Below are 23130 nucleotides of genomic sequence, written 5' to 3' on the forward strand. Positions count from 1 at the left end.
GTCTCCTCATGCCGAGATTAGACCTGCCCCCGCGAGCCACTCCCTAGGGAAAGCGCTCTAGCCGTATCACCCAGGTGACTGACGGAAGGGCGTGCGGGCCTCCAGGTGTTCGAGGTAATTCTCGATGCCGCGGCCCTCGCGCTGCAGGAACTTCTCGACGGCGTCGGCGAAGGCCGGATGGGCCAGCCAGTGGGCGCTGGTCGTCTTGACCGGCATGAGCGCGCGCGCCATCTTGTGCTCGCCCTGCGCGCCGCCTTCGAAGCTCTCGAAGCGGTGGGCGATGCACCACTCGAGCGGCTGGTAGTAGCAGGCCTCGAAGTGCAGGCAGTCGACGCGCTCGATGGCGCCCCAGTAGCGGCCATAAGCGATGCGCTCGCCCTCCAGCGCGATCAGGCTGCAGCCGATGGGCTGGCCGCCACGCTCGGCGATGAAGAGGAGCCAGTTGGCCGCCATGTCGCGCTTCATCCGCGAGAAGAAGTCGCGCGTGAGGTAAGGCGAGTTGCCGTGCTCCCAGTAGGTCTGCTCGTAGCAGCGGTAGAAGAAGTCCCAGTCGGCATCGGCGATGCCCGTGCCGCGCGACCAGCGGAACGACACGCCCGCGTCGCGCACCTTGCGCCGCTCCTGGCGGATCTTCTTGCGCTTGTCGTGCGACAGGCTCGCCAGGAACGCGTCGAAGTCGGGCCAGCCCCCGTGCGTCCAGTGGAACTGCACGTTGTGGCGCAGCATCATCCCGGCCGCCTCGCAGGCCGCGGCATCTTCATCCGTCGCGAACAGCAGGTGCAGCGACGAGAGCTTCTCCCACCGTGACCAGGCGACGAGTTCGCGCGCGAGCGCCTCGCGCGCCTTCGTGTCGCGCGCCAGCAGCCGCGTGCCCGGGACCGGCGTGAAGGGCACGGCGACCAGCGCCTTGGGGTAGTACTCCAGGTGATGCTGCTCGTAGGCGTTCGCCCAGGCCCAGTCGAAGACGTACTCGCCGTACGAATGCGCCTTGAGGTAGAGCGGGCTTGCGGCATGCAATTCGCCGCCGCGCCACAGCGTGAGGAAGCGCGGCGTCCATCCCGTGCGCGGCACGGCACTGGCGCTCTCGTGCATCGCCGCGAGGTACGCGTGCCGCATGAACGGTGTCGGCTCCGCCTGCTCAGCCAAGAGCGCATCCCATGTACGGGCATCGATGGCGCCCGGCGTGTCCAGCACCCGGGTGACATAATCGTTCGAGACGTTTCCCACGCTCACATGACCCTCAAGATCTGCATTGCCCAGCTCAATTTCCTGGTGGGCGACACCGCAGGCAACGCACAGAAGATCATCGCCGCAGCGAAGTCCGCCTATGCGCAGGGCGCGCGGCTCGTGCTCACGCCCGAACTGTCCATCTGCGGCTATCCCGCCGAAGACCTGCTGCTGCGCCCGGCCTTCATGTCCGCCTGCGATGATGCCGTGAAGGCGGTGGCCCGCGAACTCGCGGGGTTGAAAGGCCTCCACGTGGTGGTCGGCCACCCGATGGGCGGCGACGTCCGCACCAAGTCGGTGGCTGTGCAGCGGCGCTTCAACGCGGCCAGCATCGTCAGCGACGGGCGCGTGCTCGAAACGTATTCCAAGCGCGAACTGCCGAACTACCAGGTGTTCGACGAGCGCCGCTATTTCACGCCGGGCCAGGGCACCTGCGTGTTCCCGGTCGAAGGCGTGAGCGTCGGGCTCGTGATCTGCGAGGACGCGTGGTTCGAGGAGCCGGGGCTGCTCGCGAAGGAGGCCGGCGCGGAAATCCTGGTCGTGCCCAACGCTTCACCGTTCCATGTGGGCAAGACGGGGGAGCGGGTGGCGCGCATGTCCGAGCGCGCGAAGGCGCTCGACATCCCGGTGCTGTACGCCCACATGGTGGGCGGGCAGGACGAGATCGTGTTCGACGGCGCGTCGTTCTCCGTCGCCGCAGACGGCACGCTCGCCACGCGCGCGCCCAGCTTCCAGGAAGACCTGCACCTGGTCAGCGCGGAGCGCGTGAATGGCCGCGTCGTTGTTTCCGGCCCTTCGGCGCACGACCGCGGTGCCGAGGCCGAGCTGTGGGACGCCCTCGTGCTGGGCGTGCGCGACTACGTCACCAAGAATGGCTTCCCCGGCGTGCTGCTGGGCCTGTCGGGCGGCATCGATTCGGCGCTGGTGCTCGCGATCGCTGTCGACGCCCTGGGGCGCGACAAGGTGCGCGCGGTGATGATGCCTTCGCCGTATACGGCCGACATCTCCTGGATCGACGCCCGCGACATGGCCGCGCGGCTGGGCGTGCGCTACGACGAGATCTCCATCACGCCGGAGTTCGAGGCCTTCCGCCAGTCCCTCGCCAAGGAGTTCGCGGGCCTGGCCGAGGACACGACTGAGGAGAACATCCAGGCGCGCATCCGCGGCGTGTTCCTCATGGCGCTGTCCAACAAGTTCGGCAGCATCGTGCTGACCACCGGCAACAAGAGCGAGATGGCCACGGGCTATTGCACGCTGTACGGCGACATGGCCGGCGGCTTCGCGGTGATCAAGGACGTGCTCAAGACCACGGTCTTCAAGCTCGCGCGCTGGCGCAACGTCCACGACCCTTACGGCACCGGCATCAGCCCCATCCCCGAGCGCATCATCACGCGCCCGCCCAGCGCCGAGCTGCGGCCCGGGCAGGTCGACCAGGACAGCCTGCCGCCCTACGAGATCCTCGACGCCATCCTCGAGCGCTACATGGAGGACGACGAGGGCATCGAGAAGATCATCGCCGCCGGGTACGAGCGCAAGGTCGTCGAACGCGTGGCGCGCCTGATCCGCATCAACGAATACAAGCGCCGCCAGGCCCCGCCGGGCATCCGCGTGACCCACCGCAGCTTCGGCAAGGATTGGCGCTATCCTATTACCGGGAAATTCAGCGCATAGCCGCATGGGAAGAGGAGACACCACCGCATGAAGCAGATCACCGCCATCGTCAAACCCTTCAAGCTGGAGGAAGTGCGCGAGGCGCTCGCCGACTGCGGCGTCACCGGCCTGACGGTCACCGAAGTCAAGGGCTTCGGCCGCCAGAAGGGCCACACCGAGCTCTATCGCGGCGCCGAGTACGTCGTGGACTTCCTGCCCAAGGTGAAGGTCGAGGTCGTCGTGAAGGACGGCGACGTCGAGCGCTGCGTCGACGCCATCGTGAAGGCCGCGCGCACCGGCAAGATCGGAGACGGCAAGATCTTCGTCACCACCGTGGAGCGCATCGTGCGCATCCGCACCGGTGAAGTCGACGAGTCGGCGATCTAGATTTCCGAGAGGTCGGAAAAGCCGGAGCTCAGGTCGCTGGCCTGGATCAGCTCCGGCAGCAGCGTCGGCACGTCGGTGCCCACGCGCACCAGGTCCATCTGCCAGTCGCTCATGAACTCCTGCGTCACGGTCGATGCCAGGAACGTGAGCAGCGCGTCGTAGTAGCCGCCGGAATTGAGCAGGCCCACGGGCTTGTCGTGGTAGCCGAGCTGGCGCCAGGTCCACACCTCGAAGAATTCCTCCATCGTGCCGATGCCGCCGGGCAGCGCGAGGAAGGCGTCGGCGCGCTCGGCCATCATGCGTTTGCGCTCGTGCATGTTCTCGACGATGTGCAGCTCGGTGCAATCGCGCTTGGCGAGCTCGCGCGCCACCAGCGCGTGCGGGATCACGCCGACGACCGTCCCACCGGCCAGGAGCGTTTCGTCCGCGACCACGCCCATCAGGCCTGCGTTGCCGCCGCCATAAACCAGCTGGCCGTCGTTCTCGCCGATCCAGCGGCCCACCTCCGCGGCGACGGACTTGAACGCTTCGCCGCTGCCGGCGCGCGAGCCGCAGTACACGCACAGCGAGAAGGCCGGCTTCATGCCCAGAACCTCTGGTGCACGGCCGCGAGCCAGATGCCGCCGCACAGCACGAGCGACAGCATCACGGCGGCGCTGCCCATGTCCTTGGCCCGCTTGGACAGGTCGTGCCACTCGGGGCCGATGCGGTCCACGGCGTTCTCGATGCCGGTGTTCAGCAATTCCACGATCAGCACGAGGAGCACCGAGCCGGCAAGCAGCGCGACTTCGATCCAGCCGCGCCCGAGCCAGAACGATGCCGGGAGCAGCACGATGGCAGCGATCGCCTCCTGGCGGAACGCGGTTTCGTCCCAGCCGGCGCGCAAGCCCGCGAACGAGAACCCCGCCGCGTGCCACACGCGGTCCAGGCCGGAGCGCAGTTTCTGCTGCTGCGCGGGTGAAACGAACTCGGGCGGGGACGACGACATCGGGATCGATTGTCGCCGAGGTCGACGATCACGCCATGACGATGCGCGTGCCCGCCAGCACGTCGTGCCAGAACTGCCGGTCCTTGCGCAAAACGCATGCGAAGGACCACACCACGACCCACGCGAGCACGGCGCCGCAACCCAGGGCGAGGCCCGCGCCCAGCGAGGCCGCATGCGGCCGGGCGAGCGCGGCCAGGGCCAGGGGCGGTGCCACCCAGACCCAACCGAGCACGAAACGCAGGCAGGCCCGGCCCATCGCGGGCGGATGGCCGGCCCCGTCGACGATCTTCAGCTGCCACGCGCGCATCGCCAGCGTCTGGCCATGGCGCCAGCAGTAGATGAAGTAGCCCCCGAGCGTGACGAAGCAGCTCGCCAGCAGCAGCGGCCGCTGGTGCGGCAACGCCGGCGCGAAGGTGGTCACGAGCGAGAAGAGGGCCACCGCGACGAGCACGACGGCGAGGCCGACGAGCGCTTCGTACAGCAGGCTGGCGAGCCTGCGCCTCAACGTCGGCGCCACCTCAGTGGGTGGAGCCGGGCTGGGGCGGCTGCGCTTGCGGCTGCTGGGGCAGCAAGGTGTTGTGGTCCACCTGGTTCGGCGCGGCTGCGATGCGCGGCGCCTTGCTCGCCTGCGCGGTGGCGCTGGCGCGCGGCTTGGGCACCGACGCCAGCTTCTCGCGCGGCACCGGCCTGACCGCCGCGGCCATGGCGGGCGGCTTCTGCGCGCCGGCGGCGAGCTTCTTCTTTTCTTCCGGGGGCAGGGCCTGGTAGGCCTCCCACTTGGCCTTCTTGTCGTCGGGCGCGAGCTTCTTCGTCTCGCCGTAGTTCAGGCGCGCGGCGCTGCGCTGCTGCGGGCTCAGGGCCACCCACTCGCTCATGCGGCTGTGGAGCTTGGCCTGCTCCTCGCCGGACATCTTCGGGTAGTTGGCCGACAGCGCGATCCACTTGCGCTTTTGCGCCTCGCTCAGCGTGTCCCACTGGGCAGACAAGGGGGCCAGTGCCTTTTGCTGGCTGGGAGAAAGTTCGCGCCAGGCGGGGCCGGCCGTCGCGCGTTGCCCATTGCCATTTCGGCCAGTGCGGGCGGCAGCCTGCGAGGCTGCCGGGGCCGCCTTGGCGGCCGGCGTGGAGCCTGCGGCGGGCGCCTGTGCCAGCGCCGCGGTGGCCAGGGCGGAAACGACAAACGCCGCTGCGGCAAGCAGCGGCGGGCTCGTCAGGGACGCAAGGCGCGCTCTCATCGCGGGGGCGGCGCCTATTCCTTGTTGCCGGATTGCTTCAGGAACTGGATGAAGCCGGGATCGGCGTAGGCGGAGGGCGGCAGGTCGTCCGTCAGCAGGGCGGCATCGACCTCGGCCACTTCGTTGGCGCGGGTTTCGTTCTGGATGGTGTGGATGAACACCAGGCCGGCGACCAGGGCCAGGATGGGCAGGGCGGAGGCCGCCATCTGCCACAGGGAGAAATCTTCGTCCGCCGTGAGGGTGGCGGCGCCGGCGCCGGACACCGTGGCGGCCGTGCGCAGGCCGGCCACGCGCTTGCGCTGGGCCAGGGCCTGCATGCGGGCGGCGCGCAGGCGTTCCGTGATCTCGTAAGGCAGCCCGGCCGTGCCCTCGGAGAGGCGCGCGGCCACGCGGCGACCGTACAGGTCGGCGGCGATGAGCTGGTTGGCGTTCATAGTTGTATTCCCTTTGCCTTCAGAGCCTTGCTGAGGGCCGCGACCGCCCGGGAACAGTGCGTCTTGACACTGCCCTCCGAACAGCCCATGGCCGCCGCCGTCTCGGCGACGTCCATGTCTTCCCAGTAACGCATCAGGAAGGCTTCCCGTTGACGGGCCGGCAACAGCTGGATTTCACCCTCGATCTCTCGCAGGATCTGTGCCCGGCGGGTGCTGTCTTCGGCGCTCTCCGTCTGCTGGGAGCCTTCCTCGAAGGAAAAAGTTTCAAGGAGGTCGAAATCGCCGTCGTCCGAGGCGCTTTCGAAGTCGCTCATGTTCGAAAACAGGGCCTTGCGGGTCTTCTGGCGCCGGAACCAGTCCAGGGTGCAGTTGGACAGGATGCGCTGGAACAGCATCGGCAGCTCGTTGGGCGGCTTGTCGCCGTAATGCTCGGCGAGCTTCATCATCGCGTCCTGCACGATGTCCAGAGCCGCCTCCTCGTCGCGAACGTGGTAGATCGAGCGCTTGAACGCCCGCTTTTCGACGCTCTTGAGGAAATCCGAGAGTTCTTTTTCGGTGGCCAAGGAGGGGGAAGGGACCTTCGTATGCGCCGCGCTGCCGCCCGCGGCGGCGCGATTATCGCCCGGGATGCAGCCCGGATTCCGGCTGTGTTTGGCGATGGATGTGCTGCAGTGCGATAATGCGGGCTGCAAGTCAAAAGGCAAACGAGCCTTGGTCCGGCGGCGCGATCGGCCCGCCCATGGCCACTGGTTCTAAGTCCCATACCGGCCTCACAAGGGTCCGCGAGGGGCACCCAAGGTTTTCTCTTTGAGAAATTCGCGAAGGTTCATCATGGAAATCTCGAAAGCGGAGATCACCTCCGCCGCGGCCGCGCAGGCCGCAAACGGCAATTCACCCCTGGAACTCCGCGGCGCGGAAATCCTCGTCAAGTCGCTGCAGGCCGAGAACGTCAAGTACGTCTGGGGCTATCCAGGCGGCGCGGTGTTGCACATCTACGACGCTTTCTACAAGCAGGACACCATCCAGCACATCCTGGTGCGGCATGAGCAGGCCGCGGTGCACGCGGCCGACGGCTATGCGCGCGCCACGGGCGACGTCGGCGTCGCGCTGGTCACGTCCGGCCCGGGCGTCACCAACGCGGTGACGGGCATCGCCACCGCCTACATGGATTCGATCCCGATGGTGATCATCACCGGCCAGGTGCCGGTGCCCGCCATCGGCCTGGACGCCTTCCAGGAGTGCGACACGGTCGGCATCACGCGCCCCATCGTCAAGCACAACTTCCTGGTGAAGGACGTGCGCCAGATGGCCGAGGTCATGAAGAAGGCCTTCCACATCGCGCGCAGCGGCCGTCCGGGCCCCGTGGTGGTGGACATCCCGAAGGACGTGTCGTTCAACAAGACGACGTGGGCGGGCTATCCGCAAGGCGTCGAGATGCGCTCGTACAACCCGGTGCGCAAGGGCCACGCGGGCCAGATCCGCAAGGCGCTGCAGCTCTTGATGACGGCCAAGCGGCCGTACATCTACACGGGCGGCGGGGTGATCCTGGGCAATGCGACGAACGAGCTGCGCACGCTGGTGGACATGCTCGGCTACCCCGTGACCAACACGCTGATGGGGCTGGGCGCGTACCCGGCCTCCGACAGGAAGTTCCTCGGCATGCTCGGCATGCACGGCACGCTCGAAGCCAACAACGCCATGCAGAACTGCGACGTGCTGCTGGCCGTCGGCGCGCGTTTCGACGACCGCGTGATCGGCAACCCCAAGCACTTCGCGCAGAACGAACGCAAGATCATTCACATCGACATCGACCCGTCGTCCATCTCCAAGCGCGTGAAGGTCGACATCCCGATCGTCGGCGACGTCAAGGACGTGCTGACGGACCTGATCGCGATGATCAAGGAGTCGGGCCTGAAGACCGACGCGCCGGCGGTTGCCGAGTGGTGGCAGCAGATCGAGGAGTGGCGCGGCCGCGACTGCCTGAAGTACGACCGCAAGAACACCGAGGTGATCAAGCCGCAGGCCGTGGTCGAGACGCTCTGGAAAATGACCAAGGACGACGACGTGTACATCACGTCCGACGTCGGCCAGCACCAGATGTGGGCCGCGCAGTACTACCGCTTCGACGAGCCGCGGCGCTGGATCAACTCCGGCGGCCTGGGCACGATGGGCGTGGGCATCCCGTACGCCATGGGCATCAAACTCGCCAAGCCCAAGGCCGACGTCTACTGCGTGACGGGCGAAGGCTCGGTGCAGATGTGCATCCAGGAACTGTCCACCTGCCTGCAATACAACACGCCGATCAAGATCGTGTCGCTGAACAACCGTTACCTCGGCATGGTGCGGCAGTGGCAGGAACTCGACTACGAAGGCCGCTACAGCCACAGCTACATGGACGCGCTGCCCAACTTCGTGAAGCTCGCCGAGGCCTATGGGCACGTCGGTATGCTGATCGAACACGCGCGCGACATCGAACCGGCGCTGAAGGAAGCCAAGAAGCTCAAGGACCGCACGGTCTTCATGGACTTCCGCACCGACCCGACCGAGAACGTCTTCCCGATGGTGAAGGCGGGCAAGGGCATCACCGAGATGCTGCTGGGCAGCGAAGACCTCTAACCAACGGACGGCGAAGCTATTGGCTGCCAAGCCCGCTGCTTACCGGCAGAGGGGGAGGGCACCGAAAAGCCGAGCCGCAGACCATGAAACACATCATCGCAGTGCTGCTGGAGAACGAGCCGGGTGCTCTCTCCCGCGTCGTGGGCCTTTTCTCGGCCCGCGGCTACAACATCGAATCGCTCACGGTGGCGCCGACGGAAGACCCGTCGCTGTCCCGCATGACGATCCAGACCACGGGCTCGGACGACGTGATCGAACAGATCACCAAGCACCTGAACCGCCTCATCGAGGTGGTGAAAGTCGTCGACCTCACCGAAGGCGCCTACACCGAGCGCGAGCTCATGATGGTGAAGGTGCGCGCGGTGGGCAAGGAACGCGAGGAGATGAAGCGCATGGCCGACATCTTCCGCGGCCGCATCATCGACGTGACCGAGAAGAGCTACACCATCGAATTGACCGGCGACCAGGCGAAGAACGACGCGTTCCTGGAAGCGATCGACCGCACCGCCATCCTCGAGACCGTCCGCACGGGCAGCTCGGGCATCGGCCGCGGCGAGAGGATCCTGCGCGTCTAGTTTTCGTTTTTGACATTGGAGAGTGACATGAAGGTTTATTACGACAAGGACTGCGACCTGAGCCTGATCAAGGGCAAGACGGTGGCCATCATCGGTTACGGCTCGCAAGGCCATGCGCACGCGCAGAACCTCAACGACAGCGGCGTGAAGGTCGTCGTCGGCCTGCGCCCGGGCGGCGCATCGTGGCCGAAGGTCGAGAAGGCCGGCCTGAAGGTCGCGGCCGTGAACGAGGCCGTGAAGATGGCCGACGTGGTCATGATCCTGCTGCCCGACGAGCAGATCGCCGAGGTGTACCGCAAGGACGTCGAGCCGAACATCAAGCAGGGCGCATCGCTGGCCTTCGCCCACGGCTTCAACGTGCACTACGGCCAGGTCGTGCCGCGCGCCGACCTCGACGTGTGGATGGTCGCCCCCAAGGCGCCGGGCCACACGGTGCGCAACACCTACACGCAAGGCGGCGGCGTGCCCCACCTCGTGGCGGTGCACCAGGACAAGAGCGGCAAGGCGCGTGACCTCGCCCTCTCGTACGCGATGGCCAACGGCGGCGGCAAGGCCGGCATCATCGAGACGAACTTCCGCGAAGAGACCGAGACCGACCTCTTCGGCGAGCAGGCCGTGCTGTGCGGCGGCACCGTGGAGCTGATCAAGGCCGGCTTCGAAGTGCTGGTGGAAGCCGGCTACGCGCCCGAGATGGCGTACTTCGAGTGCCTGCACGAGCTCAAGCTGATCGTCGACCTGATCTACGAAGGCGGCATCGCCAACATGAACTACTCGATCTCCAACAACGCGGAGTACGGCGAGTACGTGACGGGCCCGAAGGTCGTGAACGCGCAGACCAAGGAAATCATGCGCCAGTGCCTGCGCGACATCCAGACGGGCGAGTACGCCAAGAGCTTCATCATCGAGAACCGCGCGGGTGCGCCCACGCTGCAGTCGCGCCGCCGCCTGATGGGCGAGCACCAGATCGAGGTGGTCGGCGAGAAGCTGCGCGCGATGATGCCGTGGATCAAGGCGAACAAGCTGGTCGACAAAGCGCGCAACTGAGCGTCGTCGGCCGATGAAGCCGCCTTCGGGCGGCTTTTCTTTTTGGCGGATTACACTTCCGACCCATGCACGACGGACACGAACACGACCACGAAGCGGCCGACGACGCGCCGATGGTCGTGCGCAAGCGCCGCAAGGGCATCTACATCCTGCCCAACCTGTTCACGCTGGCGGCGCTGTTCGGCGGTTTCTACGCGATCGTGATGGCGATGGACGGCCGCTTCGACCTGGCCGGCATCGGCATCTTCTGCGCCATGGTGCTGGACAGCCTGGACGGCCGCGTCGCGCGGATGACCAATACGCAAAGCGCCTTCGGCGAGCAGATGGATTCGCTGTCGGACATGGTGTCCTTCGGCGCGGCGCCGGCCCTCGTGGCTTACGAATGGGCCTTGCGCGGCCTGGGCCGGTGGGGCTGGTTCGCGGCCTTCGTGTATTGCGCCTGCGCCGCACTGCGCCTGGCGCGCTTCAACGTGAACACCCAGGTGGTGGACAAGCGCTTCTTCCAGGGCCTGCCGTCGCCGGCCGCCGCCGCCCTCGTCGCCGGCTTCATCTGGCTCATGAACGACCTGGGCTGGAAAGGCTATGAACTGCAGTGGGTGATGTTCGGCTTCGCCCTCTACGCGGGCCTCACGATGGTGACCAACGTGCCGTTCTACAGCTTCAAGGACGTGCGGATGAAGCAGACCGTGCCTTTCATCGTCATCGTGGCCATCGCCCTGGGCATCGCGGTGATCACCATCCACCCGCCCACGGTGCTCTTTGCCCTGTTCGTGATCTACAGCCTGTCGGGGTACGTGTTCTATGCGCTGCGGCGCACGCGCGGCGAGCCGACCAGCGTCATCGCCACGTCCACGGACGAACCGGACGAGCGCGGCCTCCACAAGTAATGTGGTACATTGATCCCATGCACATGATTTCGCTGGCGCTAATCCTCCTATCCCCCCCCGGGCGGAGACGGTAGCGCGCGCGAGTAAACAGCTTCCCGTATCAGGCCCGATGCACCCGCACCGGGCCTTTTTGTTTCTGGAGCCACCCATGCCGATGTTGAAGAACCCCGCCACCAAGTACCGAGCCTTCGCGCCGGTGCGCCTGACCGACCGCACGTGGCCGGATGCGGTGATCGCCAAGCCGCCCATCTGGTGCAGCGTGGACCTGCGCGACGGCAACCAGGCGCTGATCGAGCCCATGGACATCCCGCGCAAGCTGCGCATGTTCGAGACGCTGGTGGGCGTGGGCTTCAAGGAGATCGAGGTCGGCTTCCCCTCGGCCTCGCAGATCGAATACGACTTCGTCCGCAAGCTGATCGAGGAAGACCTGATCCCCGCCGACGTGACGATCCAGGTGCTGACGCAGGCGCGCGAGGAGTTGATCCGCAAGACCTTCGAATCGCTGCGCGGCGCGCGGCGCGTGATCGTGCACCTGTACAACGCCACCGCGCCCGTGATGCGCAAGGTGGTGCTGGGGCTCGACGAGGACGGCATCGTGCAGCTCGCCACTTCCCAGGCCCGCCTGTTCCAGGAACTGGCGGCGCAGCAGCCGGAAACCGACTGGGTCTTCCAGTACTCGCCCGAGATGTTCTCCGGCACCGAGCTTGCGTTTGCCAAGCGCGTGGTCGACGCGGTCACGGACGTGTGGCAACCGACGCCGGCCCGCAAGTGCATCATCAACCTGCCTTCGACGGTCGAGCACTCCACGCCGAATATCTTCGCGGACATGATCGAGTGGATGCACCGGAACATGGCCCGGCGCGATTCCGTGGTGCTGTCGATCCACCCGCACAACGACCGCGGCACCGGCACGGCCGCCGGCGAGTTCGCGATCATGGCCGGCGCCGACCGCCTCGAAGGCTGCCTCTTCGGCAACGGCGAGCGCACCGGCAACCTCGACCTGGTGAACGTCGCGCTCAACCTGTATTCGCAGGGCGTGGACCCCGGCCTGGACTTCTCCGACATCGACGAGATCCGCCGCACGGTCGAGCACTGCAACCAGCTGCCGGTGCACCCGCGCCACCCCTACGCCGGCGACCTCGTGTACACGTCGTTCTCGGGCTCGCACCAGGACGCGATCAAGAAGGCCTTTGCGGCCCGCAAGGAGGGCGACACCTGGGACATGCCTTACCTGCCGATCGATCCCAAGGACGTGGGCCGCAGCTACGAGGCGGTGATCCGCGTCAACAGCCAGTCGGGCAAGGGCGGCATCTCCTACCTGCTCGAAGCGGAATACGGGCTGGAGCTGCCGCGCCGCCTGCAGATCGAGTTCAGCCGGGTGGTCCAGGACGCGATGGACGCCACCGGCAAGGAGTTCACCGCGCACGACATCTTCGACCTGTTCGAGCGCGAGTACGGCCTGCACACGGTCGAAGCGCCGAAGAACCAGTCCATCGAGGACGGGCAGGGCGCCACGGGCGCGCTGGTGCGCCTGGCCGCCGAGGCCGTCTTCAACGGCGAACGCCTGCCCGTCATCGGCACGGGCAACGGGCCGATCGACGCCTTCGTCGAGGGTCTTTCCCTCGCGTGCGGCGAGACGATCCGGGTGCTGGACTACCACGAACACGCCATCGGCGCCGGCGCCAATGCCCAGGCCGTGGCCTACCTCGAACTGCGCGTGGGCCAGCAGACGCTCTTTGGCGTCGGCATCGATTCGAATATCGTCTCGGCTTCGCTCAAGGCCATCATTTCGGGCGTCCAGCGCGCAACGGCCTCGGCCCATTCAGGAGACAGGAACGCGGCATGGCAGACCAGCTGATCATCTTCGACACCACCTTGCGCGACGGCGAGCAGTCGCCCGGCGCGTCCATGACCAAGGACGAGAAGCTGCGCATCGCGCGCCAGCTCGAGCGCCTGAAGGTCGACGTGATCGAGGCGGGCTTTCCCGCCAGCTCCAACGGCGACTTCGACGCCGTGCAGGCCATCGCGCGCGCGATCAAAGAGTCCACGGTGTGCGGCCTGTCGCGTGCCAACGACCGCGACATCTCGCGTGCCGCCGAGGCGCTGAAGGAAGCCAACCGCTCGCGCATCCACACCTTCATCGCGACGTCGCCGCTGCACATGGAAAAGAAGCTGCGCATGACGCCCGACCAGGTGCTGGAGCAGGCCCGGCAGTCGGTGCGCTTCGCACGCAACCTGTGTGGGGACGTCGAGTTCTCGCCCGAGGATGGCTACCGCAGCGAGGTCGACTTCCTGTGCCGCGTGCTGGAGGCGGTCATCAAGGAAGGCGCGACGACGATCAACGTGCCGGACACGGTCGGCTATGCCGTGCCTGAGCTCTACGGCAACTTCATCAAGACCCTGCGCGAGCGCATCCCGAACAGCGACAAGGCGGTGTGGTCGGTGCACTGCCACAACGACCTGGGCATGGCGGTGGCCAACTCGCTGGCCGGCGTGAAGATCGGCGGTGCGCGGCAGGTGGAATGCACGATCAACGGCCTGGGCGAGCGCGCGGGCAACTGCTCGCTGGAAGAGATCGTGATGGCCGTGAAGACCCGCAAGGACTACTTCGGGCTGGAGCTGGCCATCGACACGAAGCACATCGTCGCCGCCAGCCGCATGGTGAGCCAGACCACGGGCTTCGTCGTGCAGCCCAACAAGGCGGTGGTCGGCGCCAATGCCTTCGCGCATGCGAGCGGCATTCACCAGGACGGCGTGCTCAAGGCGCGCGACACCTACGAGATCATGCGCGCCGAGGACGTCGGCTGGAGCGCCAACAAGATCGTGCTGGGCAAGCTCTCCGGGCGCAACGCCTTCAAGCAGCGCCTGCAGGAGCTGGGCGTGCAGCTGGACAGCGAGACCGACATCAATGCGGCCTTCGCCAAGTTCAAGGAGCTGGCCGACCGCAAGAGCGAGATCTTCGACGAGGACATCCTGGCCCTCGTGGCCGACGAGAGCGTGGGCCAGGAGCACGGGCAGGACAAATACCACTTCGTGTCCCTGGCGCAACACAGCGAAACCGGGGAGCGCCCGCAGGCCAGCATCGTCTTCAAGGTGGACGGCAAGGAGGTCAAGGCCAGCTCCGACGGCAACGGCCCGGTGGACGCCTCCCTGAAGGCCATCGAGTCCCAGGTGAAGAGCGGGGCGGAAATGGTCCTGTACTCGGTCAACGCCATCAGCGGGTCCACCGAGAGCCAGGGCGAGGTCACGGTACGCCTCCAGAACGCCGGCCGGGTGGTCAACGGGGTGGGGGCCGACCCGGACATCATCGTGGCCTCGGCAAAGGCTTATCTCAGCGCTCTCAATAAGTTACAAGGCAAAGCGGATCGGGTTCCTGCACAAGGCTGAGGCGCTGTCCTACAATTGACACAACGGCTGAGGAAGGTTACATAACCCATTGTGGCTATGTAACTTTTTCGGGCGGTGAGTAAACTTCACCTGCTGCTGTGGCGTTGTTGGGGATGTGATGAGCCTGAACTCGAAGCTGAAGCAATGGATGAGCGTGGTGGTCCTCGGGGCTGTCGCCGCTGCGTTGGTGCCCGCCCATGCGGATGCCGCGCAACGGAAGAGCAAGAAGGCCGAACCGCGCCGCGTCGTCCGTACCTATTCCATGGCCAAGCACCCGTCGGTGGTGCGCGCGGCCATTCCCGCCAAGCCGTCCTTCGGTGAACTCGCGGGCTTGCACGGCACGCCGGACGAACTGGACCTGAAGTCCAGCGTCGCCCTCATCATCGACCAGGACACGCGCGAGGTCCTGCTGCGCAAGAACGATGCGGCCGTGCTGCCGATCGCCTCCATCACCAAGCTGATGACCGGCCTCGTCGTGAGCGAAGCCAAGCTGCCGATGGACGAGATGATCACCATCACGCAGGAAGACGTCGACACGGAAAAGCATTCGCGCTCGCGCCTGAAGGTGGGCGTGTCGCTGTCGCGCGGGGAGCTGATGCACCTGGCGCTGATGTCCAGCGAGAACCGCGCCGCGCATGCGCTGGGCCGCACGTATCCCGGCGGCCTGGGCAAGTTCGTCGAGGCGATGAACGCCAAGGCGCAGCTGCTCGGCATGAAGGACACGAAGTACGTCGAGCCGACGGGCCTGTCCAGCAAGAACCAGTCGAGCGCGCATGACCTCGCCACGCTGGTGGCCAACGCCTACGACGACGCGATGCTGCGCGAGTTCTCCACGTCGCCGGGCAAGCTGGTGGCCGTGGGCAAGCGCAACATGCAGTTCAACAACACCAACCGCCTGGTGAAGAACCCGCAGTGGGACATCGGCCTGCAGAAGACCGGCTACATCTCCGAGGCCGGCCAGTGCCTGGTGATGCAGGCCAAGGTGGCCGGCCGCAAGCTGATCATGGTGTTCCTCGATTCCGCCGGGAAGCTGAGCCGGATCGGCGACGCCGAGCGCGTGCGCCACTGGCTGGAAAAGCAGCAGGCGGTGACACCGACCAGCACCGTGATCCGCCAGGTAAGCGGTTAAACAAAAAAGGGCCTTCGGGCCCTTTTTGTTAGGCAGCCTTCGCAGCCGGCGGGTGGTAACCCAGGGCCGATGAAATCTGGCTAGCGGTGGACTGCAGTTTCGTCAGCCACGCGTCGTCGAGCCGATCCGCCGGCGCCGAGATCGACAGGCCCGCCACCAGGCGCGCCTGGTCGTCGTAGATGCCGGCGGCCATGCAGCGCACGCCCAGCTCCAGCTCCTCGTTGTCGCGCGCGATGCCGTACTGCCTGGCCTTGGCCAGTTCGCGCTCGAGGATCGGCAGTTGCGTGATGCTGTTGCGCGTGTGCCCGGCCAGCCCCGTGCGCGTGGCGTACTGCCGCACGCGCGTCGGGTCGTCAGCGGCCAGGAACAACTTGCCGCTGGAGGTGAGGTGCAATGGCGCGCGGCCGCCGATGGTGCGCACCACCTGCATGCCCGAACGCTCGCTGTAGGCGCGCTCGATGTAGACGATCTCGTCGCCCTGGCGCATGGCCAGGTTCACCGGCTGCTGGATCTGCTTGTGCAGCTCGCGCATGGGGCTCAGGGCCGCGTCGCGCACGTTCAGGCGCGCCTTGACCAGGTTGCCCAGCTCGAGCAGCCGCATGCCCAGGCGGTAGCTGCCGGCCTCGGGCCGGTCCACGAAACGGCCGGTGGCCAGGTCGTTCAGGATGCGGTGGGTGGTGGACGGGTGCAGCCCCGTCCTTTCGCTGATCTCCTTCAGGGAGACCGCGTCTTCGCGCGAGGCCAGCACGTCGATCAGGGCGAACATGCGTTCGATCACCTGGATCGTGGGCTTGGCGAGCGCCTGGGAGTCTTTTTTTCGCATGGGGGCCAGGAAAACCGGACCCGCCATTTTACTTGGTGAAAAGCCACCCCGCCGCGGGGCCCCCGTCAGGTGCCGGGGCTGTCGTCCCGGACCCACTGGCCGTCGACCAGGACCTCGTGGGGGGAGAAGCGGGCCTTGTAGTTCATCTTGGGGCTCTGGCCGATCCAGTAGCCCAGGTAGACGTGGGGCAGTTTCAGGCGCCGGGCCTGGTCGATCTGCCACAGGACGCTGTAGGTGCCGTAGCTGGCGCCGCCGTCGGGCTCGTAGAAGGTGTAGACCGCCGAGATGCCGTCGTTCAGCACGTCGAGGATGGACACCATGCGCAGCGGGCCGGGCGTGCCGTCGGCGCGCGATTCGCGGAACTCCACCAGCCGCGAGTTGACCCGGCTTTGCAGCAGGAACTGCGTGTACTGGTCGATGCTGTCGTGGTCCATGCCGCCGCCGGCATGGCGGCCGGTCTGGTAGCGCAGGTACAGGTGGTAGTGCTCCGGCACGAAACACAGCTTGAGCACGCGCGCCTGCAGGCCCTGGTGCTTGGCCCAGGCGCGGCGCTGGCTGCGGCCGGGCTGGAACTCGCCGGCCAGCACGCGCAGCGGCACGCAGGCGCGGCAGCCGTCGCAATACGGGCGGTACGTGAACATGCCGCTGCGGCGGAAGCCGCTGGTCACCAGGTCCGAATACGCGTCGTTGTGGATCAGGTGGCTGGGCGTGGCGACCTGCGAGCGCGCCTGCTTGCCCGGCAGGTAGCTGCACGGGTAAGGCGCTGTCGCATAGAACTGCAGCGTCTGGAGCGGAAGGTCCTTGAGGTGCGTCACGGGCTTCGCGGCAGGAGTCGTTGCCAGTATATGGGCTCGAATCGCCAGCGTGGCGCCGGTTTTTTCACGCTTTGTGCGACCTGCGCCACAAACGCGTCGCGCGGGATCTCGCGCGCGCCCAGCGACGCGAGGTGCTGCGTGTTCTGCTGGCAATCGATCGTCGCGATGCCGTGCTCCAGGCAGAACGCGACGAGCGCCGCGAGCGCCACCTTCGATGCGTCGGGCTCGCGCGTGAACATCGATTCGCCGAACACCGCCTGCCCGATGTTCACGCAATAGAGCGCGCCGGCGAGGCGCCCGCCGATCCACGTCTCCACGCTGTGCGCAAAGCCCGCGCGGTGGAAGGCGCTGTAGGCGCGCACCATTTGCGGCACGATCCAGGTGCCGGCCTGGCCTTCGCGCGGGCTGGCGGCGCAGGCGCGGATCACCTCGTCGAACGCGGAGTCCATGCGGATCTCGAGGTCACCGCGCTCCAGCAGGCGCGCGATCGTCTTGCGCAGCGAACGGTGGAGGCGGAATTCCCCGGGCACCAGCACCATGCGCGGGTCGGTGCTCCACCACAGGATCGGCTGGCCGTCGCTGAACCACGGGAAGATGCCGGTGGAGTAGGCGCGGTGCAGGCTGTCGACGTCCAGCGCGCCGCCGGCGGCCAGCAGGCCGGGCGCCGGCTGGCGCGCGTCCCACGCGCGCGCCGGTTCGGGGAAAGCATCGCCGGGATCGAGCCAGGGCAGGTTCATTCTCGGGTGAATCTCGCATCGCCATCTTGCCGCGACGCTGCTATTGTGCAGTGATGAACCGCCTGCTCGCGCTTGTCGCCGCTGCGGTACTGGCCGGGTGTGCCAGCACCGCCCCCGCGCCCGCCACCACGCCGTGGCTGGACGCCCAGTTCCAGCACGACGCCGCGCTCGTCACCGTGACGGCGCAGGACCTGTTCCGGCTCGACGCCGACCTCGAGCAGCGCCTGGCGGAACCGAACGTGCGCGAGGTGTTCAAGGACGTGCGCCTGCGCCGCGTCGTCGACATCATCTTCGGGGCCGACCGCAAGGGCTTCGCCTACCGCGCCGGCCATTCCACGGTGGCCGCCGACACCTGGCGCGACCGCGCCGGCGACTGCCTGTCGCTCACCGTGCTCACGTACGCGGTGGCGAAGAAGATCGGCATGTCGGCCGTGATGCAGGAGGTGCAGACGCCCGCGGTGTTCGGCCGCTCCGGCCAGCTGGACGTCGTGAACCAGCACGTCAACGTGCTGCTGCCGTCGGCGCGCAGCGACTTCCTCGTCTCCGATCCCTGGGGCCACGACGTCGTGCTCGATTTCGAGCCGGACTTCGCCACCGCGCGGCGCGGCACGCAGCTGACCGAGCCGGCCATCCTCGCGCGTTTCTACAACAACGTCGCCGTGGAGCACATGGCGCGCGGCGATGCGCGCATGGCCTATGCGCACTTCAAGGCGGCCATCCTGTCGGACCCCGGGTACGTGTCGCCCTACGGCAACCTCGCCGTGCTGTACCGGCGCAGCGGGCATGAGCAGGAGGCCGAAAGCCTGCTGCGGTTCGCGGTAGGGCTGGGCGGCACGAGCGACGTGGCGCTGCACGAGCTGCACCGGCTGCTGCGCGACCAGGGGCGTGTGGGCGAGGCCGCGGACGTGCAGCGCAAGCTCGAGGCGCGCCAGGCCGCCGACCCGTACTACTGGATGAGCCGCGGCTTGCAGCAGATCGCGGCGAACGAGCCGCGCCGGGCCATTTCCTCGCTGCAGCGCGCCAAGGACCTCGCGCCGACGTTCGCCGAAGTCCACCGCTACCTGGCCACTGCGTACATCCAGTCGGGCGATGTGCAGAAGGCGCGCGAGGAAGTGGCGCTGATGGAGAACCTGGGCGGCCCGCTCAACAAGGTGGCGGTCCTGCGCCGCAAGCTGGACCAGGCCGAGCGGCCGCCCCAATGAAAAAAAAAGGGCCGGCATTGCTGCCGGCCCGATGACACCTTCAAAGAGTTGAAGACACCTATGGCAAGAGAAGGATAGGCGACGGCCCCAAGCTGTGCTGTAGGAGGCTCAGCCTTAGGTGGCGTAGGCGCAAAGGCCGCGCTGGTGTCCGCATCACAGGTGCGTCGGCATCCAGCAGCAAATGGAAAGGGCCCGCACACGGGATGTGCGGGCCCTTCGATGTTCTGGCTCCCCGACCTGGGCTCGAACCAGGGACCTACGGATTAACAGTCCGGCGCTCTACCGACTGAGCTATCGGGGAACAAGCCTTCGATTATAGCGTCATTTGGCAGGGCTTCCGGACGGATGCGCTCAGAGCGACACCGTGACCGAGAGGCGCAGCGTGCGTTGCGCGCCGGGGTAGAGGTACACGTGCCCGAACTGGAACGGCGACTCGCGCCAGTAGCGCCGGTTCGTCACGTTGTCCACGCCCAGCAGCCAGGTCGTGGCGGTGGCGCCGAGCTGCGCCTGGTAGCGCAAAGCCGCGTCCACGCGTGTCCATGCGGGAAGCATCACCGATTCGTTGGCGAGAACCGGGCGGCTCCCTTCGTGTGACAGCGAGGCCTGCAGTTCCAACCCGTCCACGCCGGGCAGTCGCCATGCGCCATACGCACGTGCCACGAACTGCGGCACGTTCACGGGCCTCAGGCCGTTCGCGGCCGGGTCCTCGGTGCTGCCTTCGCGCGTCGCCTTCAACGCCATCGCCGTCGCGCCCGCGCGCCACGCGCCGCTCGCCCAGTGCAGCGCGGCTTCGAGGCCGCGGTGGTGCGCCACGCCATCGGTGCGCGCCGTGCAGGGTGCCGCGCAGGTGTCGACGTTCGTCACCGGGCGGCGGATGTCGAACGCGCTCGCCTGCCACGTCCAGGCTTCGTAGGTGCCCTTGAAGCCGAGTTCCCACTGGCGCGACTTGAGCGCCGGGAGCACGGCGCCGGCGTTCGTGTAGACCCCGGCCATGTTGGGCACCACGCGCGACTCCACGCCTTGTCCCCAGCTCGCGTAGGCCAGCGACCCGCCACCCAGCTTGTAGCTCGCGGCGGCCCACGGCGTCGTGAGCGACTGCGAATAGCCCGTCGCGCCCACGCCGTCGCTGGGCACGTTGCTGCGGTCCAGCCGCGTGTGGCGCACGCCCAGCCAGGTCGTCGCGCGGTCGTTCCAGTGGATCGCATCGCGCGCCGAGAACTCCAGCGAGCGCTCGTCGCGGCGCGTGCCGGGATAGAGCGGCCTGGCGTCTTCGCCCACGATCGCGGTGCCGTCGACGTTGCCGAAGCCGACCCAGTTGTACGCGTAGTCGGGCAGGCGGTCGCGCGCCTCGTCGCGCAGGACGCCGAAAGACACGTCGTGCCTCGTGCCGGCGATTTCGGCCTTGCCCTTCAGGTCCAGTGCGAGCGAATCGTGGCGGCGCTTCTCGCCGATGCTGCGGTAGTCGTAGTAGTCGAAGGTGCCGTCGGAGCAGAAGCGTGTGTAGTTGTTTTCGCTGCTGCAGCCGAAGGGGAAGGCCGTGTAGTCGTCGCTCTTCAGGCGCTGCGTGCCGGCCTGCAGGCTCACGCGCCAGTCGCGCGCGACGGGCTGCGAGTAGCGCAAGGTGCCGGTCAGCGCGTCGAAGCGCGAAGGCTGCAACCAAGGCTGGTTGTTCAGGTTCAGGCGCGGGTCGGGCACCGAAGTCAGCACGCCGCCGAGCAGGCTGAAGCCCGCCTGGCTTGCCTGCACCTTGCGGCTCCACTCGACTTCGCCTTCGAGCAGGGCTTCGTTCGCCAGGCGCCAGTCGCCCGCGAACGACACGAGGCTGCGGCGTCCATCGAGGCCGCGCACGAGCGGGCGCAGCTGTTCCTGCGCGACGTTCAGCCGGTAGCCGAACGCACCGCCGTTGCCGAAGCGGCCTCCGAGGTCGGCGGCGGCGAGCAGGCTCGCGCGCTGCGTGAACTCCACCCGCACCGCGCGCAGGTCGCTGTCGGTGGGGCGCTTGACGACGTAGTTCACCAGCCCGCCGGGCGCGCTGGTGCCCGCCTGCATGCCGCTGGTGCCGCGCAGGATCTCGATGCGCTCCTTGTTGTCCAGCGGGATGGTGGTCTCGGCGCTGGCGGGCAGGCCTTCGCGGCGGTAGTTGTAGCGGTTGTCCAGCACGTAGCCGCGCACGGACAGGAAGTCCCAGTAGCCCGGCGCGTTGTACGCGTCGGCGACCGACGGGTCGTAGCGCGTGAGGTCCGCGAGGCGCCGCGCGCCGGTCTGCTCGATCATCCGGCTGTCGATGACGCTCGCGGAGACGGGCACGTCCTTCAGCGGGACGTCACCGAAGCCGGTCACGTCGGCCGCGGGCGGGAACGCCTGGCCGGTCACCGTGACGGGCTTGAGCGTCTGCTGGACTTGGGAATGGGCTGTGCCCGCGAGGAGCAGCAGCGAGATGGCGCGCGCGACGGCGCGCAATGGATGCGTGTGTGTCTTCAATTGGGCCTTCCTTCGCGAGGATTACCTCGATCAGGTTCTAAGGGACTCTCTCAGTCGCCGCTTGCGCGGCAACACCCCTGGCGAGTGCGACCCGGGATGGATCGCAGCTGGAATTTTAGTCGAAGGTGGGCGTCTCGACGCCCAGCACCTTGTGCAATTTCGTCGACGTCGTCGTGTACTGCAGGTGCGCGGGCTTGCCCGGGAAGACGATGGGCGCTGCGCCGAATGCGGCCAATGCGCACTCATGGAAGCCCGACAGGATCAGCTTCTTCTTGCCCGGGTAGGTGTTGATGTCGCCCACCGCGAAGATGCCCGGCACGCTGGTGGAGAACTTCTCGGTGTCCACCTTCAGCTGGCGGCGCTCAATGTCGATGCCCCAGTTGGCGATGGGGCCCAGCCGAGGCGACAGGCCGAAGAAGACGAGCACGGCATCGGCGCGGACGTCCTGCGTGCTGTTGTCGGGCGCGGTGATCGTCACCGAGGACAGTTGGCCGTCCTGCTCCGCATAGGCGCTCGCCTGGCCGACGACGAAGCGCATCTGCTTCGCCTCGACCAGCTCCTTCATCTTCGCGATCGATGCGGGCGCGGCCTTGAAGCCGTCGCGCCGGTGCACGAGCGTGATGCTCGCGGCCTTGTTGGGGCCGTCCTGCGCGAAGTTCAGTGCCCAGTCCAGCGCCGAGTCGCCGCCGCCGAGGATCACGAGGTGCTTGCCCGCCAGCAGCGCGGGCTTCTTCACGCTGTAGAACAGCTGCGTGTCGCGGTATTTCGCGATGCCCTCCAGCGCCAGTGCGCGCGGCTCGAAGGCGCCCATGCCCGCCGCGATGAACACTGTCTTGGCGAGGAAGTCGCCGCCCTTGTCCGTGGTGATCGCGAAGCGCCCGTCGTCGCGCTTTTCCAGCGTCATGACGGTGTGGCCCAAGTGGAACGTGGGGCCGAAGGGCTCGATCTGCTTCAGGAGGTTGTCCGTGAGCTCCTTGCCGGTGCAAACGGGCACGGCCGGGATGTCGTAGATCGGCTTGTCGGGATAGAGCTCGATGCACTGGCCGCCGGGGTAGGGCAGCGTGTCGATCACGTGGGCCTTGATCTCGAGCAGGCCCAGCTCGAACACCTGGAACAGGCCGACCGGGCCGGCCCCGATGACGACCGCGTCGGCTTCGACCATCAGCCTTCGGCGTCCCGCTTCAGCTCGTTGATCTTGCCCGTCTTGTCCTTCCAATCGTCCGCGTCGGGCAGCGGCGCGTGGCGCTTGGTGATGCTCTTCCAGCCCGAGGCCTTCGCGAGCTCGGCGTTGATCTGGATGAACTGCACCTGGTCGGGCGGCGTGTCTTCCTCGGCGTAGATCGCGTTGACGGGGCACTCGGGGATGCACACCGCGCAGTCGATGCATTCGTCGGGGTCGATCACGAGGAAGTTCGGCCCTTCGCGGAAGCAGTCCACGGGGCAGACGTCCACGCAATCGGTGTACTTGCAGCGGATGCAGGATTCGGTGACGACGTGGGTCATGTTGTTCTAAGGC

General features: G+C 67.1%; 23 protein-coding genes, 1 tRNA gene and 1 riboswitch. Of the genes, 10 read left to right on the forward strand and 14 right to left on the reverse strand.

Going from position 1 to position 23130, the window contains the following annotated elements; translation table 11 throughout:
• Positions 1–66 precede the first annotated feature (66 nt).
• The gene (locus tag WG903_RS12215; RefSeq protein WP_340075672.1) at positions 67–1227 is read right to left on the reverse strand and encodes a GNAT family N-acetyltransferase; all 1161 of its coding nucleotides are present in this window, start codon (positions 1225–1227) and stop codon (positions 67–69) included.
• A gap of 6 nt (positions 1228–1233) precedes the next feature.
• Between WG903_RS12215 and WG903_RS12220 the strand changes: the two genes are divergently transcribed.
• Positions 1234–2898, forward strand: coding sequence for an NAD+ synthase (locus tag WG903_RS12220; RefSeq protein WP_340075674.1), 1665 nt, complete (start codon positions 1234–1236; stop codon positions 2896–2898).
• A gap of 27 nt (positions 2899–2925) precedes the next feature.
• A complete protein-coding gene (locus WG903_RS12225; RefSeq protein ID WP_340075676.1) occupies positions 2926–3264 on the forward strand; it encodes a P-II family nitrogen regulator in 339 nt (112 codons plus the stop codon).
• On the opposite strand, the gene WG903_RS12230 is transcribed toward WG903_RS12225, so the two are convergent.
• From WG903_RS12230 to WG903_RS12255, 6 genes are all read right to left on the reverse strand, one after another.
• Positions 3261–3848, reverse strand: coding sequence for an LOG family protein (locus WG903_RS12230; protein ID WP_340075678.1), 588 nt, complete (start codon positions 3846–3848; stop codon positions 3261–3263). The genes WG903_RS12225 and WG903_RS12230 overlap by 4 nt on opposite strands.
• Positions 3845–4252, reverse strand: coding sequence for a diacylglycerol kinase (locus WG903_RS12235; RefSeq protein ID WP_340075680.1), 408 nt, complete (start codon positions 4250–4252; stop codon positions 3845–3847). Before WG903_RS12235 ends, WG903_RS12230 begins: the two co-directional genes overlap by 4 nt.
• 28 nt (positions 4253–4280) lie before the next feature.
• On the reverse strand, positions 4281–4757 hold the full coding sequence (locus WG903_RS12240) for an RDD family protein (protein WP_340075682.1): 477 nt from the start codon (positions 4755–4757) through the stop codon (positions 4281–4283).
• A gap of 13 nt (positions 4758–4770) precedes the next feature.
• Complete coding sequence (locus WG903_RS12245) at positions 4771–5238, reverse strand: DUF3106 domain-containing protein (protein WP_445263599.1); 468 nt, start codon at positions 5236–5238, stop codon at positions 4771–4773.
• Between the two features lie 260 nt (positions 5239–5498).
• The gene (locus tag WG903_RS12250) at positions 5499–5918 is read right to left on the reverse strand and encodes a DUF3619 family protein (protein WP_340075687.1); all 420 of its coding nucleotides are present in this window, start codon (positions 5916–5918) and stop codon (positions 5499–5501) included.
• Complete coding sequence (locus WG903_RS12255) at positions 5915–6481, reverse strand: RNA polymerase sigma factor (protein WP_340075690.1); 567 nt, start codon at positions 6479–6481, stop codon at positions 5915–5917. The genes WG903_RS12250 and WG903_RS12255 overlap by 4 nt, the downstream gene beginning before the upstream one ends.
• A 268-nt stretch (positions 6482–6749) precedes the next feature.
• Here WG903_RS12255 and WG903_RS12260 point away from each other — a divergent pair, with 268 nt between their 5' ends.
• The 7 genes from WG903_RS12260 (at position 6750) to WG903_RS12290 (ending at position 15556) form a co-directional block, all read left to right on the forward strand.
• Entirely contained in the window at positions 6750–8534 is a 1785-nt protein-coding gene (locus WG903_RS12260) for an acetolactate synthase 3 catalytic subunit (RefSeq protein WP_340075692.1), read from the forward strand.
• Between the two features lie 83 nt (positions 8535–8617).
• Complete coding sequence (gene ilvN / locus WG903_RS12265) at positions 8618–9109, forward strand: acetolactate synthase small subunit (RefSeq protein ID WP_340075694.1); 492 nt, start codon at positions 8618–8620, stop codon at positions 9107–9109.
• 27 nt (positions 9110–9136) lie between these two features.
• Positions 9137–10153, forward strand: coding sequence for a ketol-acid reductoisomerase (gene ilvC / locus WG903_RS12270; RefSeq protein WP_340075696.1), 1017 nt, complete (start codon positions 9137–9139; stop codon positions 10151–10153).
• A 65-nt stretch (positions 10154–10218) separates the two neighbouring features.
• Positions 10219–11040 (forward strand): CDP-diacylglycerol--serine O-phosphatidyltransferase, encoded by an 822-nt coding sequence (gene pssA, locus WG903_RS12275; protein ID WP_340075698.1) that lies wholly within the window; start codon positions 10219–10221, stop codon positions 11038–11040.
• Positions 11041–11194: 154 nt separating this feature from the next.
• Positions 11195–12898, forward strand: coding sequence for a 2-isopropylmalate synthase (gene leuA, locus WG903_RS12280; RefSeq protein ID WP_340078235.1), 1704 nt, complete (start codon positions 11195–11197; stop codon positions 12896–12898).
• Entirely contained in the window at positions 12883–14427 is a 1545-nt protein-coding gene (locus WG903_RS12285; protein WP_340075700.1) for a 2-isopropylmalate synthase, read from the forward strand. Before leuA ends, WG903_RS12285 begins: the two co-directional genes overlap by 16 nt.
• A gap of 118 nt (positions 14428–14545) precedes the next feature.
• The gene (locus WG903_RS12290; RefSeq protein WP_340075702.1) at positions 14546–15556 is read left to right on the forward strand and encodes a serine hydrolase; all 1011 of its coding nucleotides are present in this window, start codon (positions 14546–14548) and stop codon (positions 15554–15556) included.
• 28 nt (positions 15557–15584) lie between these two features.
• On the opposite strand, the gene WG903_RS12295 is transcribed toward WG903_RS12290, so the two are convergent.
• From WG903_RS12295 to aat, 3 genes are all read right to left on the reverse strand, one after another.
• Positions 15585–16379 (reverse strand): IclR family transcriptional regulator, encoded by a 795-nt coding sequence (locus WG903_RS12295; RefSeq protein ID WP_340075704.1) that lies wholly within the window; start codon positions 16377–16379, stop codon positions 15585–15587.
• 65 nt (positions 16380–16444) lie between these two features.
• Positions 16445–17194 (reverse strand): arginyltransferase, encoded by a 750-nt coding sequence (locus WG903_RS12300; RefSeq protein WP_340075707.1) that lies wholly within the window; start codon positions 17192–17194, stop codon positions 16445–16447.
• Positions 17191–17931, reverse strand: coding sequence for a leucyl/phenylalanyl-tRNA--protein transferase (gene aat, locus WG903_RS12305; RefSeq protein ID WP_340075710.1), 741 nt, complete (start codon positions 17929–17931; stop codon positions 17191–17193). Before aat ends, WG903_RS12300 begins: the two co-directional genes overlap by 4 nt.
• A 53-nt stretch (positions 17932–17984) precedes the next feature.
• Here aat and WG903_RS12310 point away from each other — a divergent pair, with 53 nt between their 5' ends.
• Positions 17985–19133 (forward strand): tetratricopeptide repeat protein, encoded by a 1149-nt coding sequence (locus WG903_RS12310; protein ID WP_340075712.1) that lies wholly within the window; start codon positions 17985–17987, stop codon positions 19131–19133.
• Positions 19134–19358: 225 nt separating this feature from the next.
• On the opposite strand, the gene WG903_RS12315 is transcribed toward WG903_RS12310, so the two are convergent.
• From WG903_RS12315 to fdxA, 4 genes are all read right to left on the reverse strand, one after another.
• Positions 19359–19434, reverse strand: a tRNA-Asn gene (locus WG903_RS12315).
• 50 nt (positions 19435–19484) lie between these two features.
• Positions 19485–21614, reverse strand: a complete 2130-nt coding sequence (locus tag WG903_RS12320; protein ID WP_340075714.1) for a TonB-dependent siderophore receptor — start codon at positions 21612–21614, stop codon at positions 19485–19487.
• A riboswitch (TPP riboswitch) is annotated at positions 21605–21703 on the reverse strand. Its footprint overlaps the gene before it by 10 nt.
• Before the next feature lie 26 nt (positions 21704–21729).
• The gene (locus WG903_RS12325) at positions 21730–22776 is read right to left on the reverse strand and encodes an NAD(P)/FAD-dependent oxidoreductase (RefSeq protein ID WP_340075716.1); all 1047 of its coding nucleotides are present in this window, start codon (positions 22774–22776) and stop codon (positions 21730–21732) included.
• Positions 22776–23117 (reverse strand): ferredoxin FdxA, encoded by a 342-nt coding sequence (gene fdxA / locus WG903_RS12330; RefSeq protein WP_340075718.1) that lies wholly within the window; start codon positions 23115–23117, stop codon positions 22776–22778. Before fdxA ends, WG903_RS12325 begins: the two co-directional genes overlap by 1 nt.
• Positions 23118–23130 lie beyond the last annotated feature (13 nt).

The sequence above is a fragment of the Ramlibacter sp. PS4R-6 genome (assembly GCF_037572775.1).
Lineage (GTDB): Bacteria > Pseudomonadota > Gammaproteobacteria > Burkholderiales > Burkholderiaceae_C > Ramlibacter.